Raw genomic sequence first — 17,449 nt, forward strand, 5'->3', positions numbered from 1 at the left:
CCCACCCGCCATCACCGACCCCACGCGCGGTAGCGTGCGGGTGGGGCATTCAAGGGTGGGCTCACCAACGTGGGCTCACCAACGTGGGCACGGCATTCAACGGTGGGCTCGGCGAGGCGAGCTCGGCGGCTCAGGCGGCGAGCACCGCCGCGGCCTGACGGGCGACACCGAGGGCGACATACTCGGCCGGCTCGGGAACCTCGACCGGCAGGCCGAAGACGTCCGGAGCGATCTGCCGCACGGCTTCGGACTGCGCGCCGCCGCCGATCAGCAGCACCCGCTGCACCGGCACGCCCAGCGACTGCAGCGTGTGCAGCCCGAACTGCAGGCCGCCCAGCATCCCCTCGACGGCGACCCGCGCGAGGTTCTGCCGGGTCATCGAGGCCGGCGTCATGCCGGTGAGGGTTCCGGTGGCGTCGGGCAGGTTGGGGGTGCGCTCGCCCTCCAGGTACGGCTCCAGCCGCAGCCCGCCGGCACCCGCGGGCGCGGCCAGGGCCAGGGCGCTGAATGCGGCATGGTCGACGTCGAGCACGCGGCCGAACGTCTCGAGCACACGGGCCGCGTTGATCGTCGCCACGAGGGGCAGCCAGTTGCCGTCCGCGGCGGCGAAGCCGGCGACGGTGCCGCTGGTGTCGGTGACCCGTTCCGCGCTGACGGCGAAGACGGTGCCGCTGGTGCCGATCGAGACGACGGCGTCACCGGCGCCGGCGCGCAGGCCCAGTGCTGCCGCCGCGTTGTCGCCGGCGCCCGGCCCGACGCGCCGACCGGCGGCATCCGTCACGTATTCGGCCGGCCCGAGCACGCGCGGCAGCGCGGCGTCGTGCCCGAGCGCGGCGATCAGCAGCGCGCGGTCGTAGCCTGCGGCGTCGGCGTCGGCGTCGGTGCCGGATGCCGCACCGCCCGCGGCAGCAGCCACACCCCCGGTGCCCGTGCCGTCGCCCGAGGCGGCAGCGCCCGCAGCGCCGGCTCCAGACGGCCCGGCCCCCCAGTACCCCGTGCCCGAGGCATCCGACCGGTCCGTGATCAGCTCGTCGAAGTCGACGTTGTCGGGACCGAACCCCCGCAGCCGCCAGGTCAGCCAGTCGTGCGGCAGCGCGACCGCCGCCACCCGCGCGGCGTTGTCGGGCTCGGCGTCGCGCAGCCAGCGCAGCTTGGTGATCGTGAACGACGCCACCGGCACCAGGCCGGTGCGCTCGGCCAGCTGTGCGGCGCCGAACTCGGCGATCAGGTCGGCCGCCGCCCCGCCCGAGCGGGTGTCGTTCCACAGCAGGGCGGGCCGGATGACTTCCCCAGCGGCATCCATCGCCACCATGCCGTGCTGCTGCCCGCCGATCGCCCACGCCTCGACATCGGCCATCCCGCCGGCGTCGGCGATCGCGTCCTGCAGCGCCTGCCACCACGCCTGCGGATCGACCTCGGTGCCCGCCGGGTGCGATGCGCGTCCTTCCCGCACGATGGCGCCGGTGCCGGCATCCATCACGACGACCTTGCAGGACTGCGTCGACGAGTCGACTCCCATCACCAGCGCCATGTCACTCCTCGCGAATCATTGGATAGTTGCGCCCGTCCTGCGGCGAACCCACCCGTCGTCCGCGCCGAAGCGGCGGACAGCGGGTGGGTTCGGCCGGGCGGGCCGGGCCGGCCGTGCAGGCCGCGCGGCCCGGGTGTCAGCGTGCGCCCAGCAGGTGCTCGAGGGCGAGCTGCTGCAGCCGCACGAAGCCGAAGCCGCGGCCGCCGAAGTAGGGCTCCGGGTCGAAGTCCTCGAACGCCGACCGGTCGGCCAGCAGCTCGGCGTAGCCCTCGCCGTCGGCGAGGGTGGGCTGCGACAGCTCGGCGACGCGCGCGTTCTTCAGAGCCTCCTGCACCTCGGGGTCGGCACGGAAGGCGGCCGCGCGCTCCTTGAGCAGCAGGTAGGTGCGCATGTTCGCCGCAGCGGAGTCCCAGACGCCGCTCTCGTCCTCGGTGCGCGAGGGCTTGTAGTCGAAGTGCCGGGGTCCGTCGTAGGCCGGCGTGCCGTCCGGGCCGCCGTTCTCGAGCAGATCGACGAGGGCGAACGCATTGTGCAGGTCGCCGTGGCCGAACACCAGGTCCTGGTCGTACTTGATGCCGCGCTGGCCGTTCAGGTCGATGTGGAACAGCTTGCCGTGATACAGCGCCTGGGCGATGCCGGCGGCGAAGTTCAGGCCGGCCATCTGCTCGTGGCCGACCTCGGGGTTCAGGCCCACCATCTCGGGGTGCTCGAGGGTCTCGATGAACGCGAGGGCGTGCCCGAGCGTCGGCAGCAGGATGTCGCCGCGCGGCTCGTTCGGCTTCGGCTCGATCGCGAACCGGATGTCGTAGCCCTTGTCGATCACGTACTGCGACAGCATGTTCACGCCTTCGCGGTAGCGGGACAGCGCGGCGCGGATGTCCTTGGCGGCGTCGTACTCGGCGCCCTCGCGCCCGCCCCACATCACCAGGGTGTGGGCGCCCAACTCGGCGCCCAGATCGATCTGGCGCAGCACCTTGCGCAGCGCGTAGCGGCGCACGTCGCGGTCGTTCGACGTGAAGCCGCCGTCCTTGAACACCGGCGCGCTGAACAGGTTGGTCGTGACCATCGGCACCTTCAGTCCGGTGTCGCCCAGGGCGCCCTTGAGCCGGTCGATCTGGCTCTGCCGCTGTGCGGCGGTCGAGCCGAACGCGAACAGGTCGTCGTCGTGGAAGGTCAAGCCGTACGCACCGAGCTCGGCGAGCTTGGTGACCACGTGCACGATGTCCATCGGCGGGCGGGTCGGTCCGCCGAAGGGGTCGGTGCCGTTGTAGCCGATGGTCCACAGCCCGAATGTGAACTTGTCGGCCGGGGTGGGGGATGTCATGGGGTCGCTCCTCTGCGAAACGTAAATGTTGCTATTGACAACGTATCTCGAAACGGATGCCGTGTCCAGGGTTTAGTGGTGATCTCCAACAAATCTCGTACAGTGGATGCGTGAGCCGTGCCAAGCAACCAGGAGTCCGGGTGGCCAACCTTGCCCGGCTGCTGCGCCTGGTGCATCTGGAGGGGCCGCTCTCGCGGGCCGTGCTCACTGCGCGCACCGGCCTGAACCGGTCGACGATCGGCGACCTGGTCGCGGAGCTCGCCGGGGCGGGCCTCGTGCTCGAGCAGGACCCGGACCCCAGCGGCAGCGTCGGTCGGCCCTCGCCGCTGGTCGCCGCCGACCCCGCGGTGGCCGTCGTCGCCGCCAACCCCGAGGTCGATGCGCTCACGGTCGCCGCCGTCGGTTTCGACCGGCGCATCCGCGCCCGAGTGCGGATCGACCGCGACGAGCTGCTCAGCCCCGACGAGACCGCCGACCTGGTCGCCGCACAGGTCGCGCAGTGGCGCGAGGGCGAGCTGACCGGCATCCGCATCATCGCCGCCGGGCTCGCCGTGCCCGGCACGGTGCGCGCCGCCGACGGGCTGGTGCGCATCGCGCCGCACCTGCAGTGGAAGGACGCGGCCGTCGGGCGCCTGGTGGAACAGGCCACCGGCCTGCCGACCATCGTCGGCAACGACGCGAACATGGGCGCGGTCGCCGAGCACCTCTTCGGCGCGGCGCGCGGCGCCGACGACGTCATCTATCTCAACGGCGGCGCGAGCGGCATCGGCGGCGGCATCATCATCGACGGGATGCTGGTCTCCGGCGCCGGCGGCTACGCGGGCGAATTCGGCCAGAGCCGCCCCGCCGTGTCGGATCCGGCGGATCGGCTCAGCACCGGCGCCACGCTCGAAGACGAGGTCAGCCGCCGCCGGCTGCTGGCAGCGGTCGGCCTGCACTCCGGCGACGAGGCCGGGCTCGCGAGCGCGATGGCCGCATCCGACGCGCCCGCCCTGGCTGAGGAGATCGCGCGGCAGCGCCGCATCCTCGCCACCGCTCTGGCCAACGTGGTGAACGCGCTGAACCCGACCGTGGTCGTGCTGGGCGGCTTTCTGGCGACCCTTGCCGCGCAGAACCTGCCCGAGCTGGTCGCCGACGTACGCGCCCAGTCGGTGCCCAGCGCGTGGGAGGGGCTGGAGATCCGCCCCGCCACCCTGGCCGATGACCGGCTGCTGATAGGCGCCGCCGAGGCCGCCTTCGGCGCGCTGCTGCGCGACCCGCTCGCCGTCATCCCGCGCTGAGACCGCGCCGAGACCCGCGCCGGCTCCGCGCTGTGGCCCCGCCGCTGGCCTCGCGCTGTGGCCCCGCCGCTGGCCTCACGCTGAGATTCCGCCTGATCCGCTGGCCGGGCGCTGGCCGCGGGCTGATTCTTCCTCGGGGTGACCAGGCTTCGGGGAGTCGTGGCCGAAGCGAGGAGATAGGACGAAGCGAGGAGATAGGACGAAGCGAGGAGCGATTCGGTCGGGATCGTCCTCGCGTCGTCCAACCTCCTCGGCCGGGGCGAGGATGCCGCGACCCGAATGCCGCGACCCGGATGCCGCGACCCGAAGGCCGCGGCATCCACGCTTCCTCAGGCTTGACCGTGACTGGCGCGCGAGCGCCGCGACAGCGAGTCGATGATCACCGCCAGCAGCAGCACCGCGCCGGTGACCATGAACTGCACGTCCGAGTCCAGGCTCAGCAGCGTCAGCCCGTTGAAGATCGACTGGATCACGAAGATGCCCAGCAGCGCCGACCACGCCGAGCCGCGCCCGCCGAACAGGCTCGTGCCGCCGATGACCGCCGCCGCGATCGCGACCAGGTTCGTCGTGCCCCCGCCGGTCGAGATGCTCGCCGCGGTCAGGCGCGCCGCCAGCATCAGGCCGCCGAGCGTGGCCAGCACCGTGCCGACCATCAGCGCCGAGACATAGATCGCCTTCACGTTGATGCCGGCGCGGCGCGCGGCCTCTTCGTTGCCGCCGACCGCGTAGATCCAGCGCCCCCAGCGGGTGCGCGTCAGCAGCGTCGCCATGACGGCCACGAGCACGATGAACAGTAGGAACGATACGGCCACGCCGCGGTTGGTGGCAAGCCACGTGATCGCTGCGCCCGCGACCACGGCGATGACGACGGCCTTGATCACGATGAGCGAGCTCGGTCCAATCGACAGGCCTGCCTTCGTGCGCCGGCGGGCCCTGGTCACGTCGTTCACGACGATCCCGAGCACGACCAGCCCGGCGACGGTGTAGGCCAGCCACGGCGGCAGGAACCACGTGGTCGCGAACTGCACGATCCAGGAGTTGTACGGCAGGTTGATGGTTCCGGTCGGGCCGAGCACCCACAGCTGCAGGCCCAGGAAACCCATCAGGCCAGCCAGGGTCACCACGAACGTGGGCACCCCGAACCGCGTGAACAGGAACCCGTACAGGTACCCGATCGCCGCTCCCACCACCAGCGCCGCGACGATCGACAGCCAGATCGGCCACTGCCAGCTGATGAAGGTGACCCCGAGGATCGCCGAGGCCAGGCCGGCGAGCGAACCGATCGACAGGTCGATCTGGGCGACCAGCAGCACCACCACGACGCCCAACGCGATCACGCCCAGCGCCGCGCACTGCAGCGTCAGGTCCACGAGGTTGGTCGCCGACAGGAAGCGCGGGTTGAGGATCTGGAACACGATCCAGATCACGATCAGCCCCAGGAACACCGGCAGCGACCCGAGGTCACCGGTGCGCACCCGGGTGCCGAACGCGCTGAACACGCCCCGCAGCCCCTCGCCGCGCATGACGCGCTCGTCCTGCAGGTCGGCGGCGACGGTCGTGGGCGCGGAATTGTCCTTCGTCTGCTGGCTCATTCTGCGTCCTTCTTACTCGAGTGTGCGGCGCTGCGGTTGCTGACGGGGTTGTCGGTGGCCCCGGTGATGGCGGCGACGATGTCTTCGTAGCTGACATCGGCGACGCGGAAGACGCCGTTGTTGCGGCCCAGGCGCAGCACCACGACCCGGTCGGCCACGGCCTGCACATCGGCCATGTTGTGGCTGATCAGGATGACGCCGTGCCCGCGCTCGCGCAGGCGCTCGATCAGGTTGAGCACCTCGGCGGTCTGGGCGACGCCCAGTGCCGCGGTCGGCTCGTCGAGGATCACGACCTGCGGCTCGCCGATCAGCGAGCGGGCGATGGCGACGGTCTGCCGCTGGCCGCCCGAGAGCGACGCGACGGCGATGCGCACCGAGGGGATCTTCGCCGAGAGCTGGCGCAGCAGATCCCACGCCTGATGCTCCATGTCCTCTTCGTTGAGGGTGAAGCCGCCGCGCTCGCGGCCCAGGAACAGGTTCGCGACGACGTCGAGGTTGTCGCACAGGGCGAGGTCCTGGAAGACGGTGGCGATGCCCAGTTCGCGCGACGCGGTGGGCGACGGGATCGACACCGGCACGCCGTTGAACGTGATCGTGCCCTGATCGGCCGGATGCACGCCGGCCAGGATCTTGACGAGGGTGGACTTGCCGGCGCCGTTGTCGCCGACGAGGGCGACGACCTCACCCGCATAGACATCCATCTCGACGTCGGTGAGGGCGCGCACGGCGCCGAACCCCTTCGAGATGTTGCGGATCGACAGGACGGGTTCGCGGGCGGTGGCGGGGCTTTCGTCGAGTTCGGATGCCATGGTCACGGCGTCTCCTTCATTGGGGTGTGCGCATGCCGGCCGGGTCGCCTCGGCCGGCATGCGGGATCGGAATCTTACTCGAGACCGTTCTTGACGCACGCTTCCTTGTAAGCGCTCGTGCAGATCTGGTCCACCGTGTAGAGCCCGTCCTTGATCACCGTGTCCTTGATGTTCTTGACCGTGACGGCCACCGGCGTCAGCAGGAACGACGGGATCGCGACGCCGCTGGCGGTGTCGGCGGTCGTGGGCGCCTTCGGGCCCTCGCCCTTGGTCAGCGCGACGGCCAGCTCGGCGGCCTGGTAGGCCTCGGGCTTGAACGCCTTGTAGACGGTCATGTACTGGTCACCCGTGAGGATGCGCTGGATGCCCGACAGTGCGGCGTCCTGGCCGGTCACCGGCGGCAGCGGCTTGATGCCGCCGGCCTTGAGGGCTGCGATCGCGCCACCGGCGGTGTCGTCGTTCGCGTCGTACACGCCCTTGATCTGGTTGCCGAACTTGGTCACCTGGCCGGAGACCCAGTCCTGAGCCTTCGGCGGCTCCCATCCGGGTGTGTCGTACTCGGCGAGGATCTTCAGGCCGGAGCCGTCGATCACGCTGTGCGCGCCCTTCTTGAACTGTGCGGCGTTCGGGTCGGTGGGCGAGCCGTTGACCATCAGGATGCCGGCGTCAGCGGGCAGGCCGAGCTCCTTCATCCGGTCCACGAGCGCCTGTGCCTGCAGCTGGCCGACCTTCTCGTTGTCGAACGACACGTAGTACGAGACGTCGCCGCTGTCGATGAGGCGGTCGTAGGAGACGACCGGGATGTTCTTGGCCTTGGCCTGGTTGACGATGGCGGCGGCGGCCTTGCCGTCGAACGGGTCGAGCACCAGCACGCTCACCCCCTGGGTCAGCATCGACTCGGCCTGCTGCTGCTGCTTGGCGGCGTCGCCGTCGGCGTTCGCGTACAGCACCTCGCAGTCGGCGCACAGGTCCTTGACCTTCTCTTCGAAGTAGGGCTTGTCGGCGCTGGCATAGCGCTCGGTCACGTTGTCGGGCAGAAGCAGACCGATCTTGGCGTTGGCCGCGGCCGCCGAGTTCGCGGGGCCGTTGGATGCGGCCCCCGGATTCTGCGCCGCGTTCGAACATGCCGAGAGCATGCCCATCGACAAGAGCAACGTCGTCGTCGCGACGAGCGCCCTCTTAGTGGTGATCTTCATCGAAAAAACCTCCGTTGCTGTGCCGTCCACGATGGCGACGTGTTGAGTTTCGCAGGTGCGGGAGGTTGGCGTCAAGACTTGAACGCAACAGTTCTGCAACGGTTGGTCAGACCGCCGCCCGCACATTGGTCTGGTCGATGGCCAGCACGACCGCGCCCATTGCGGCGGCGGTCAGTCCGAGCTGCCCCTGCACCAGGTCCGGGGCGTCGGCGCGATCGACCAGGATGGTGTTCTCCATCGCCATCCGGATCGGCCCCAGCAGCAGCTCGCCGGCGCGGGCCAGCTCCCCGCCGACGACGATCCGCTCGGGGTCGAGCAGGTTGCACAGGTTGCCGGCGGCCAGCCCGATGTGCGTGCCGGCCTCGGACAGCGCGCGCATGCTCGCCGAGTCGTTCGCCATCGCGCGCACGACGATGTCGGACAGCTTCATGGTGCCGCCCGGCTCGAGCCGCTCCAGGATGGCGGGCCCGCCGGCGATGGCTTCGAGGCAGCCGCGGTTGCCGCAGCGGCACAGCGGCCCACCCTCCATGATGATGGTGTGGCCGAGCTCGCCGGCGGTCCCGTTGTGCCCGCGCAGCACCTCGCCGCCCAGCAGCAGGCCCGAGCCGATGCCGTCGCCGAGGTCGATGTAGATGACGTTCTGCTTGCCGCGCGCGGCGCCCAGCCGAGATTCGGCGAGGGCGCCCAGGTTCGAGCCGTTGTCGACGAACACGGGGCGCCGCAGTCGCCGCGCCATGACGCCGGCGATGTCCACGCCGGTCCAGCCGCGCAGGATGCCGCGTGCGGCCACGCGCCCGGTCCTGCGGTCCAGCGGCGCCTGGATCGCCAGCCCCACGCCGAGCAGCTCATCGATGCCGGACTCGAGCCCGCCGAGCATGTCGGCCAGCAGCAGGCTGGCCCGGTCGAGCTCGTTGTCGGCGCGGTGATCGCGGGCCAGCGGCATGTGCCGGTCGGTGACCACGGTGCCGTTGACGTCGGCCACGATGACCCGCAGATGCCGGGTCGAGACATGGATGCCGGCCACCAGCCCGACTGTTCGGGCGAAGCTGACCAGGGTGGCGCGCCGGCCGCTGCGGGTGCTGGGCGTGGTGCGCAGCACGCCGGCCGCGACCAGCTCGCGCACGATGTTCGAGACCGAGGCGGGCGAGAGCCCGGTCACACCGGCGAGCTCGACCTGCGTCAGGCCGCCGTGCTTCTTGATGGCGGCGACGATTCGGGCTCGGTTGGCTTCACGAAGTGAAGCCTGCGAGCCCGGAGTCCGCCGTTGGGTTGCCACGAGCACACATTACATGGGTGTGTTTCGTGCTGCACCTGCGACTATGCGACGGGATGCCCCGCGGCGAACATGTTCTCGGGGTCGAAGCGCTCCTTCAGCTGTGCCAGACGCCGCGCCGAAGCCCGGAATCCGGGCCGCCGGTCCTGCACGCCGTCGTCGATGAACGTCAGCGCGATCTCGTCGCCGTGCCACGGCGCCAGTGCGGCCACGACGGCCCGCACCGCCTCCGTCGCCGGCGCCCGAAGCCCCGGCGCCGGCACGATCGCGATGCTGTCGAGCAGGTACCGGCCGGCGACGGCGCCGACCGCCCCGGCGTGCTCGGGGCGCCGCGCGATCGCGCCACCGACATGCCGGATCTCGCTCATCATGGGCCGGGCCCGCTGCGCCGCCGCCACGAACGCGGCGATCGCCTCGGCATCCAGGCTCTGCAGCATGGCCGTGGCCGAGACGGCCGGCGACGGTTCGGGCGGGTCCATGTGCACGTCGACCATGCGCGCGGCCGGGATGCGCGCGAAGGTGTCCATCTCGGGCTGCAGCGCGCGCAGCCGAGCCAGCAGCGCGTCGGCGTCAGCATCCGCCTCCAGCAGCGCGCCGTCGACGAGCACGACGGAACGACCGCGCAGGAACGGCGGCAGCTCGGGCATCGGTGGGAAGTGCATCACCCGCAGCGCGGTGGTCACGCTCTCGGGCACTGTGGCCGTCCACTCCAGCCAGGCGGTGCCGACCTCGGCGGCTCGGGCGGCATCCCACAGCATCATGCCGGCGAACACGTCGGGGTAGGGCAGCAGGTCGATGTCGAGCGAGACGACGACGCCGAAGGCGCCCGATCCGCCGCGCACGGCCCAGAACAGGTCGGGGTTCTCGTCGGCAGTGGCGGTGACCAGCTCGCCGTCGGCGGTGACCATGCGCACACCGCGCACGGCGTTGACGCCCATGCCGTGGCGGCGGCCGTAGAACGAGATGCCGCCCGAGAGCGCATAGCCGGCCACCGAGATGCCGCCGGCACTGCCATGCAGTCCGGTCAGCCCGTGCGGGGCCGCGGCCTCGAGCACATCGTGCCAGAGGCTGCCGCCGCGCACCGTGGCCACACGGGCATCGGGGTCGACGGTGACGCCGCGCATGTTGCGCAGCGAGACCAGCAGCACGTCCGACAGGTCGGTGCCGCTCAGCGCGCCCGATCCGTGTCCGGTGGACTGGGCGGCGACCCGGATGCCGGCGGCAGACGCCGCGCGCACGAGGGCCGCCACCTCGTCGTCGGATGAGGGGACGGCGACGGCCAGCGGGCGCTGCTCGTGCAGGACGTTCCACGGTCTGCTGGCATCGTCGTAGCCGGGCTCGCCGGCCAGCAGCACGTGGTCTCCCAGGTCGGTGCGCAGCCGAGCGGCTGCCTCCGCGAGCGGCACCACAGTGGTCATCGTCGAATCCTCATTTCCCCAGAAATTTCCCGACACTCCGAGCGCTCGCCGGCGAGCCGACCGGCGATCGGCATCGCACCCCCAGAAAGTGCGACGTGGGAATTATCCCGTGCCGGGCGGTGGCTGCGGAATAGACCTACGTCACTCTTTGAAGTCGTCGGGGTCGACCTGGTCGAGGAACTTCGAGAACTCCTCGACGTCGGCGTCGGCATCCGCCTCGCCTCCTTCACCCGCCGTGATGATGTTGTCGACGCCGGCCGCGGCGAGCACCTCGTCGGCCACGAAGATCGGGGCCGAGCAGCGCGTGGCGATGGCCACGGCATCCGAGGGTCTGGAATCGATGCGCTGGATGCCGCCGGCCGCGTTCAGGGTGATCTCGGCATAGAAGGTGCCGTCGTCGATGCGCGTGATCTCGACCATCTCTACGCTCGCCCCGAGGATGTGCACGATCGTGGCCAGCAGGTCGTGCGTGAGCGGGCGCGGCATCTCGGCGCCCTCGATAGCGGTCATGATCGAGGTCGCCTCGAGCTGCCCGATCCAGATCGGCAGCATGCGGCGGCCGCCCGGCTGTGGCTCGACCGGCTCCAGCAGGATCACGTGGGCGCCGGAGGGATCCAGCGCGATGCCGGTCACCCGAACCTCGACCATGATTCCTCCTTGCCCGTCTCGCCATGGTACGCACGATGCGCTGTGTGTGGGCCGGTGATCGGTCAGCCGCCGAAGAACGTCGCGGCCGCCCGGCTCAGGTCGTGCAGGTCGCTGACGCCGGCCAGTTCGCGGGCGGAATGCATCGACAGGATCGGGATGCCGACATCGGTCGTGCGGATGCCCAGCCGGGTGGCGGTGATCGGCCCGATCGTCGAGCCGCACGGGACGGCGTTGTTCGAGACGAACTCCTGGCTGTGCACGCCGGCCGCCGCGCACAGCGCGTTCCAGGCGGCGGTCCCCGGGGCATCCGTGGCATAGCGCTGATTGGCGTTGATCTTCAGGATCGGGCCCGAACCCAGCAGCGGCTGCACGAGGGGGTCGTGCTTGTCGGTGTAGTTCGGGTGCACCGAGTGGCCGACGTCGCTCGAGATGCACCAGGACGAGCTCAGTGCGCGCAGCTGCTGCTCGCGGTCGGCGCCGAGGGCGAGCCGGATGCGCTCGAGCACGTCCTGCAGGAACGGCCCGGCGGCGCCGGAGCGGGTGGCCGAGCCGACCTCTTCGTGGTCGAACACCGCCAGCATCGCGATGTGCTCGGTGGGCTCCACCGCGGCGAGGGCGACGACGCCGGCGTGCACCGAGGCGAGGTCATCGAGCCGGCCCGCCGCGAAGAACGCGTCGTCCTTGCCGAACACCGCCCCGCGCGCGCTGTCGGCGGTGACGATGTCGTACCCGCGGATGCGGGATGCCGCCGTGCCGGCCGATGCCGCCAGTTCGGCCAGGATGTCGGCGGACTCGGGTCGGCCGAGTCCCCACACCGGCTGGGTCTGGGTCTGCTTGTGCAGGGCGAGGTGGTCGTTCGCCTCGCGGTCGAGGTGGATGGCCAGCTGCGGCAGCCGCAGCAGCGGGCCGGTGTCGGCGAGCACCGTCGTGCCGTCGTCGAGCACCAGCCGGCCGGCCAGGCGCAGCTCGCGGTCCAGCCACGAGTTCAGCAGCGGGCCGCCGTAGATCTCCACGCCGACCTGCAGCCAGCCGGCCCGCCCGGTGGTCGGCTGCGGTTTGAGCGCCAGCGCGGGGGAGTCGCTGTGCGCGCCGAACACGTGCACCCCGGTCTGCGCGCCCGCCGCCTCGGGCACGACCCACGCGATGACGGCACCGTCGCGGACGACGAAGAAGCGACCGCCCGGCTGGGCGGGCCATCCGGCCGCCTCGTCCAGCGCCGTGAATCCGGCGCCGGCCAGCCGCCGCGCGACCTCGGCCGCCGCGTGGAAGCTCGACGGCGACGCGGCGACGAAGTCGGCCAGGTCGTCGGCGTGGGCGCGGGCGGCGGCGCGGCCCGGTGCGGTGAGGGTGGTCACGGTGCGGCCTTCCGGTGGAGAGCGGGTCCTCCGATCGTATGCCGCGGGCGCCCTCCGCTCAGGTGCGGACGGCGCCGTGCCGGCCCAGGGCAGGTCTACACGGCCCGCATCACGCGCCCGGCATGCCTTGCCCGGCCGGGCCGGCGACGGCCGAGTCGACGCGTTCGCCGCCGATCGCGTCGCCCATGAAGCTCAGGATGTCCCAGCTGCCGCCGGGCTCGCCCTCGGCGATGACGATGCCGGTGTTGTGCAGCGGGTTGTGCATGATGAAGTCGCTCGGCAGGTTGCTGCCGCGCAGCGACGACCACGCGCGGATCGCGGCGCCGTGGCTGACGATCGCGACCGTGGAGTGACCGCTCTGCGCGGCTTCGGCGATGACCTCGTCATAGCGGTCGAAGAACTCGGCGCCGCTCTCGCCGCCCGGCATCCGGCGGTCGAGGTCGCCGAGGGTCCAGTCATAGACCGTGGCCAGGTAGCGCTCGACCGAGGCGCGGTCGCTGCGCATCTCGAGGTCGCCCGAGGTGATCTCGCGCACGCCGGCGCGTTCGACGGTCTCCAGGTCCAGGTCGGCGGCGAGGTATGCGGCGGTCAGCTGGGTGCGCACCATGTTCGAGACGTAGATCGCCGAGATGTCCTCACCGGCCAGCGCATCCGGCAGGGCAGCGGCTTGCTGCAGGCCGAGCCGGGTCAGCCCCGGGCCGGGCAGTCGGGTGTCGAGCAGCCCTCGGACGTTGGACGGGGTCTGGCCGTGTCTGATGAGGACGAGACGCACTGTGCTCCTTGAGTTCGATGCGGAACGCGCCATCTCACCCTACAAGCGGTCTCCGGTGCGATCACTGGGCACCCGGTGCGACCGCGGATACGCTCGGACCATGGACCTTGGATTGGATGGACGCGTGGTGCTGGTCGTCGGCGGCACCGGTTTGATCGGCTCGGCGACGGTCGAGCGGCTGCGCGCGGAGGGAGCGACGGTGGTGCCGGCATCCCGCCACGTGAGTGAGGGGATCGTGATGGATGCCCGTGACGACGCGTCGGTGCACGGCGGCGTCGCGCGCGTGCTCGCCGAGCACGGCCGGCTGGACGCGGTCGTGGTCGCCGCAGCGCCGAGTGCGCGCACCCTGGATCCGGAGCGCAATTCGGATCCCGCGCAGGTGCGGGATGCCTTCGACGCCAAGGCGCTCGCGTTCCTGCGGGTGGCGGGCGCCGTGCTGCCGGGCATGCGCGCGGCGGGGTTCGGGCGGATCGTCGGGGTGAGCGGCCAGAACGCGTTCTCGACCGGCAACATCACCGGGTCGGTGCGCAACGCGGCGCTCGTGATCATCGCGAAGAACCTCGCCGACGAGGTCGCCGGCTCCGGCGTGACCGTCAACACCGTCAACCCGGGGATCGTCACCCCTGCGCCCGACCCGCAGGTCGCGATCGGCAAGAGCGGGCAGTCCACGCCGTTCGAGGTGGCCGATGTGATCACCTTCCTCGCGTCGCCGCGCAGCTCGGGCGTCTCGGGCGAGGCGATCGCCGTCGGCCACCGGATGCGCGGGTTCAGCGGGCTGTAGTCCGCCGCACCGTGCGGCGGGTGGCGCGGTGCATCGGGTGGATGCCAGAGCGACATCGTACGATCTCGCCTCGGCGCATTCGGGGGCAGGGCCGGCTACGGCTGGCCCGGCGCGGCGGGCTCCGACCGCACCGGAGTGAAGCCCGACTCGGCCTCGGTCGCGGCCAGCACGATGTCGCGGAACCAGAGCAGCGAACTGGCCTCTTGATGCGCCGAGCGCATGTACAGTCGCACCTGCACCGGGTCCAGCGCGAACGGCAGATCGCGCATCACGAGCGGCCACTCCCGGACCCATCGCGCGGACAGGCTCTGCGGCATCGTCGCGATCAGGTTCGTCGCCGACAGCATCGCCGGCAGCGCGGCGAAGTGGTTGAGCACCGCGACCGGATCGCCGGCACCGCCGTACGCCTCTACCGCGCGTTCGATGTTCACGTGTCCAGACTCGCCGGTCACGACCGCGTGCGGTGCCGCTCGATACGTATCCATGTCGAGGTCGCCCGTCGCCAGGGGGTTGTCGGCCGCCATCAAGACGACATATCGCTCGTGTTTGAGCGTCCAGGTCTGGAATCCGCCGGGCACGTTCGCCGAGTTGATCGCGACGTCTACGACCCCGCGCGCGAGCGTGTCGGCCATGCTGGTCGGATCGAGCTGCAGGACATCCACGCTCAGTCCGGGGCCCGCCGCACTGACCCGCTCAACGATGCCGGCCAGCCAGTGCATCTCGCCGAGCTCCGATAGTGCGATCCGAAACCGGCGGCCCGAGGCGGCTGGATCGAACGTCTGCGCCGAAACGGCGTTCTCGATGCGGCCGAGCGCATCGCGGACCACCGGGAACAGCTCCCGCGCATACGGGGTCGGCAGCATCACCCGCCCCGACCGGTAGAACAGCTCATCGGCGACATCCCGCCGCAGCCGGTTCATCGCCTGACTGACTGCGGACTGCGTCACGTGTAGTGCTGATGCGGCTCCGGTCAGGCTGCGCGCCTCGTACACCGCCATGAAGGTCCGCAGCAGATTGAGGTCCATCACCCCATACTGGCCGTCCCGCACCCTCACGTCGTGGGAACTGTCCCGGTCTGCGCCATCAGCTGGCTGGATGCCTTGATGTTGCGGTACAGGTGCGCGCGCAGCTCGCCGAATTCGGCATGCTGCTTGGTCAGCAGCTGATCACGCGGCTTGGGCAGCGTCACCGGGAGGTCCTCGTCGATGAACGTCGGGCGCGGCCCCATCACCAGAACTCGGTCGGCGAGGTAGATCGACTCGTCGATGTCGTGCGTGACGAATACGATCGTCACGTCGAAGTCGTCCCGGATCTTCATCACGAGGTCTTCCAGGTCGGCACGGGTCTGGGCATCCAGCGCCCCGAACGGCTCGTCCATCAGCAGGATCTCGGGCTGGTATGCCAATCCGCGCGCGATCGCGACGCGCTGCTGCATGCCACCGGACAGCTGCCACGGGTACTTGTCGGTGAATCCGGCCAAGCCCACTGATTGCAGTGCGCGCGCCACCCGGTCCCGTCGGGCCGAGCGCGACAGTTTCAGTCGGCGCAGCGGGAAGGCGACGTTGTCGGCCACCGTCATCCACGGATACAGCGAGTTAGCGTAGTCCTGGAAGACCAGTGCGATCTGCTCGGGGGGCCCCGAGATGGCGCGCCCGTCGACCTCAACGGTTCCGGAGGTGGGTGTCAGCAGCCCCGCCATCAGCTTGAGCACGGTGGTCTTGCCGCACCCGGACGGGCCCACGATCGTGACGATCTGACCGCCGCCGATCGTGAATGAGAGGTCTTTGACGGCCGGCGTGCCGGTGCTGGCATCGCCGTAGCGTTTGCTCACGCCGTTGAGTGTCAGCATATGATTCCTTTCACTGCGCCGTAGCGCGGGCACCGCGGTGCCAGGCGAGCACACCGCGTTCGATGAGGGTGAAGACCAGGTTCAGCAGGTAGCCGAGAATGCCCAGCAGCAGGATGCCCGACCACATGTCGGCCAGCGCGAAGGTGCGCTGGGCCTGCAGCACGAAATAGCCGAGCCCGTCGGTCGAGGCGACCATCTCGCTGATGACCATCATGATGATCGCCAGCGGCAGCGCCGTGCGCATGCCGGCGAAGATCTGCGGCGATGCAGCCCGCAACTGCACGTGCAGCAGCGCATCGACGGTGGGGATGTGGTAGACCTGCGCCGTCTCGGCCATCGTCGGCTCGATGCCGGCCACGCCGTCCATCGTGTTCAGCAGGATGGGCCAGACGCACACGAACGCGATCAGCGCCACTTTCGCCGACGAGTCGACCCCGATCGCCAGGATCGTGAACGGCAGCAGAGCCGGCGGCGGGATGGCGCGCAGGAACTCGATGATCGGCGACGTCTGCCGGCGCAGCCAGGCGACCCGGCCCAGCAGCACGCCCAGCAGCACTCCGATCAGCACCGCGATGAGAAAACCGCTGAGCAGCCGCACCAGTGACGGCACCAGGTCCAGCGGAATCCGCGTGAACAGCCAGTTCTTCTGGAAGGCGACCAGCACCTCTTGCAGCGGGGGGAAGTAGAAGCCGCCGGCCGTGTTGGTGAAGATCAGCACGCCGAGGATGACCAGCACGGGGACCAGCACCTCGGCGGTGATGTACAGTCCCTCGCGGCGCCTCATGGCTGGGCCTTCCGCTGCGACGGGTGCCAGCGCAGCACGCGGCGCTCCAGCCGCGCGAAGATCGTGTTCAGCAGCAGGCCGAGGATGCCCGAGAGCACGACGAACGCATACATCACCGCCACCGCACCGCCTTCGCGCGCCAGGTTGATCTGCTCGCCGATGCCACCTGCGTTGATCACGATCTCGCCGGTGAGCACGAGGATCAATGACACGGTCGACGCGATCCGGACTCCGGTGGCCAGGTACGGCAGGGCGCTGGGCAGCACGACGCGCAGCGCGACGTCGCGGCGCCGGATCTGGAAGGATCGGGCCGTGTCCAGCTGAGTGGGCAGCACGTTGCGTACGCCGTAGATGGTCTGGATAAGCAGCGGCCAGACCGCGGCGAACACGGCCAGGAAGATCTTGCCGTCGCCGAGGTTGCGCCCGAACAGCAGGAACACCAGCGGGATGAGCGCGACCGAGGGCACCGGGCGAAGGAACTCGACGATCGGGCGGGTCGCCCGGTAGGCGAATTCGCTCGAGCCCAGCAGCAGACCGAGCGGCACCGCGATCAGTGCGGCCAGCCCGAGCCCGATCGCCCAGCCGCGCAAGGTGTCCAACATCGCCCACCACGCATTCGCGGTGCCGAGTTCGGTGAACAGGGTCGCCACGACCACGGTCGGGGGCGGCAGAAACCGGCTGGGCAGGACCTCGAGCCGGATGATCACCTCGAGCAGTACCAGCACGAGCGCGACGCCGCCCAGCGAGCCGATCCACCGGCGCGCACGGTCAGGTGCGCGGTGCAGTGGGCGGATCGACTCGCGGGAGGCGGGCTTGGCGATGACCGTCATCATCGGG

Annotated in this window: 16 protein-coding genes; 2 read left to right on the forward strand and 14 right to left on the reverse strand. The window is 70.6% G+C overall.

The features are described from left to right. Positions 1-130 precede the first annotated feature (130 nt). Together ABD705_RS01710 and xylA are read right to left on the reverse strand one after the other, a co-directional pair. Entirely contained in the window at positions 131-1,531 is a 1,401-nt protein-coding gene (locus ABD705_RS01710) for an FGGY family carbohydrate kinase (protein ID WP_344779863.1), read from the reverse strand. A gap of 136 nt (positions 1,532-1,667) precedes the next feature. Beyond that, the gene (xylA, locus tag ABD705_RS01715; protein WP_344779865.1) at positions 1,668-2,855 is read right to left on the reverse strand and encodes a xylose isomerase; all 1,188 of its coding nucleotides are present in this window, start codon (positions 2,853-2,855) and stop codon (positions 1,668-1,670) included. Positions 2,856-2,965: 110 nt separating this feature from the next. Here xylA and ABD705_RS01720 point away from each other — a divergent pair, with 110 nt between their 5' ends. Beyond that, positions 2,966-4,135: an ROK family protein gene (locus ABD705_RS01720; RefSeq protein WP_344779867.1), complete on the forward strand. Its 1,170-nt coding sequence runs from the start codon at positions 2,966-2,968 to the stop codon at positions 4,133-4,135. A gap of 329 nt (positions 4,136-4,464) precedes the next feature. Here ABD705_RS01720 and ABD705_RS01725 read toward each other — a convergent pair whose 3' ends face one another. The 8 genes from ABD705_RS01725 to ABD705_RS01760 all read right to left on the reverse strand — a co-directional run bounded on the left by ABD705_RS01725 (position 4,465) and on the right by ABD705_RS01760 (position 13,198). Beyond that, on the reverse strand, positions 4,465-5,727 hold the full coding sequence (locus tag ABD705_RS01725) for a sugar ABC transporter permease (protein WP_344779869.1): 1,263 nt from the start codon (positions 5,725-5,727) through the stop codon (positions 4,465-4,467). Beyond that, positions 5,724-6,536, reverse strand: a complete 813-nt coding sequence (locus ABD705_RS01730) for an ATP-binding cassette domain-containing protein (protein ID WP_344780426.1) — start codon at positions 6,534-6,536, stop codon at positions 5,724-5,726. The genes ABD705_RS01725 and ABD705_RS01730 overlap by 4 nt, the downstream gene beginning before the upstream one ends. 74 nt (positions 6,537-6,610) lie before the next feature. Then, on the reverse strand, positions 6,611-7,732 hold the full coding sequence (locus ABD705_RS01735) for an ABC transporter substrate-binding protein (RefSeq protein ID WP_344779871.1): 1,122 nt from the start codon (positions 7,730-7,732) through the stop codon (positions 6,611-6,613). A 106-nt stretch (positions 7,733-7,838) separates the two neighbouring features. Continuing rightward, entirely contained in the window at positions 7,839-9,008 is a 1,170-nt protein-coding gene (locus tag ABD705_RS01740) for an ROK family transcriptional regulator (protein ID WP_344779873.1), read from the reverse strand. 41 nt (positions 9,009-9,049) lie between these two features. Further along, positions 9,050-10,423: an FAD-binding oxidoreductase gene (locus ABD705_RS01745; RefSeq protein ID WP_344779875.1), complete on the reverse strand. Its 1,374-nt coding sequence runs from the start codon at positions 10,421-10,423 to the stop codon at positions 9,050-9,052. Positions 10,424-10,564: 141 nt separating this feature from the next. Continuing rightward, the gene (locus tag ABD705_RS01750) at positions 10,565-11,071 is read right to left on the reverse strand and encodes a bifunctional nuclease family protein (RefSeq protein WP_344779877.1); all 507 of its coding nucleotides are present in this window, start codon (positions 11,069-11,071) and stop codon (positions 10,565-10,567) included. 62 nt (positions 11,072-11,133) lie between these two features. Next, positions 11,134-12,426 carry a M18 family aminopeptidase gene (locus ABD705_RS01755; protein ID WP_344779879.1) on the reverse strand — a complete coding sequence of 431 codons (1,293 nt, stop codon included), beginning with the start codon at positions 12,424-12,426 and terminating at the stop codon, positions 11,134-11,136. Positions 12,427-12,535: 109 nt separating this feature from the next. Then, a complete protein-coding gene (locus tag ABD705_RS01760; RefSeq protein WP_344779881.1) occupies positions 12,536-13,198 on the reverse strand; it encodes a histidine phosphatase family protein in 663 nt (220 codons plus the stop codon). 100 nt (positions 13,199-13,298) lie between these two features. Here ABD705_RS01760 and ABD705_RS01765 point away from each other — a divergent pair, with 100 nt between their 5' ends. Continuing rightward, entirely contained in the window at positions 13,299-13,979 is a 681-nt protein-coding gene (locus ABD705_RS01765; RefSeq protein WP_344779883.1) for an SDR family NAD(P)-dependent oxidoreductase, read from the forward strand. 95 nt (positions 13,980-14,074) lie between these two features. Here the strand turns inward: ABD705_RS01765 and ABD705_RS01770 are convergent, their stop codons facing one another. Genes ABD705_RS01770 through ABD705_RS01785 form a run of 4 tightly spaced genes read right to left on the reverse strand, consistent with a single transcriptional unit; the run spans position 14,075 to position 17,445 of the window. After that, positions 14,075-15,004, reverse strand: a complete 930-nt coding sequence (locus ABD705_RS01770; protein WP_344779885.1) for a LysR family transcriptional regulator — start codon at positions 15,002-15,004, stop codon at positions 14,075-14,077. Positions 15,005-15,030: 26 nt separating this feature from the next. Next, positions 15,031-15,810: an ABC transporter ATP-binding protein gene (locus ABD705_RS01775; protein ID WP_344779887.1), complete on the reverse strand. Its 780-nt coding sequence runs from the start codon at positions 15,808-15,810 to the stop codon at positions 15,031-15,033. A gap of 28 nt (positions 15,811-15,838) precedes the next feature. Continuing rightward, the gene (locus ABD705_RS01780; protein ID WP_344779889.1) at positions 15,839-16,612 is read right to left on the reverse strand and encodes an ABC transporter permease; all 774 of its coding nucleotides are present in this window, start codon (positions 16,610-16,612) and stop codon (positions 15,839-15,841) included. Beyond that, positions 16,609-17,445, reverse strand: a complete 837-nt coding sequence (locus ABD705_RS01785) for an ABC transporter permease (protein ID WP_344779891.1) — start codon at positions 17,443-17,445, stop codon at positions 16,609-16,611. Before ABD705_RS01785 ends, ABD705_RS01780 begins: the two co-directional genes overlap by 4 nt. Positions 17,446-17,449 lie beyond the last annotated feature (4 nt).

It is taken from the genome of Microbacterium kribbense (assembly GCF_039537285.1).
GTDB classification, from domain to species: domain Bacteria; phylum Actinomycetota; class Actinomycetes; order Actinomycetales; family Microbacteriaceae; genus Microbacterium; species Microbacterium kribbense.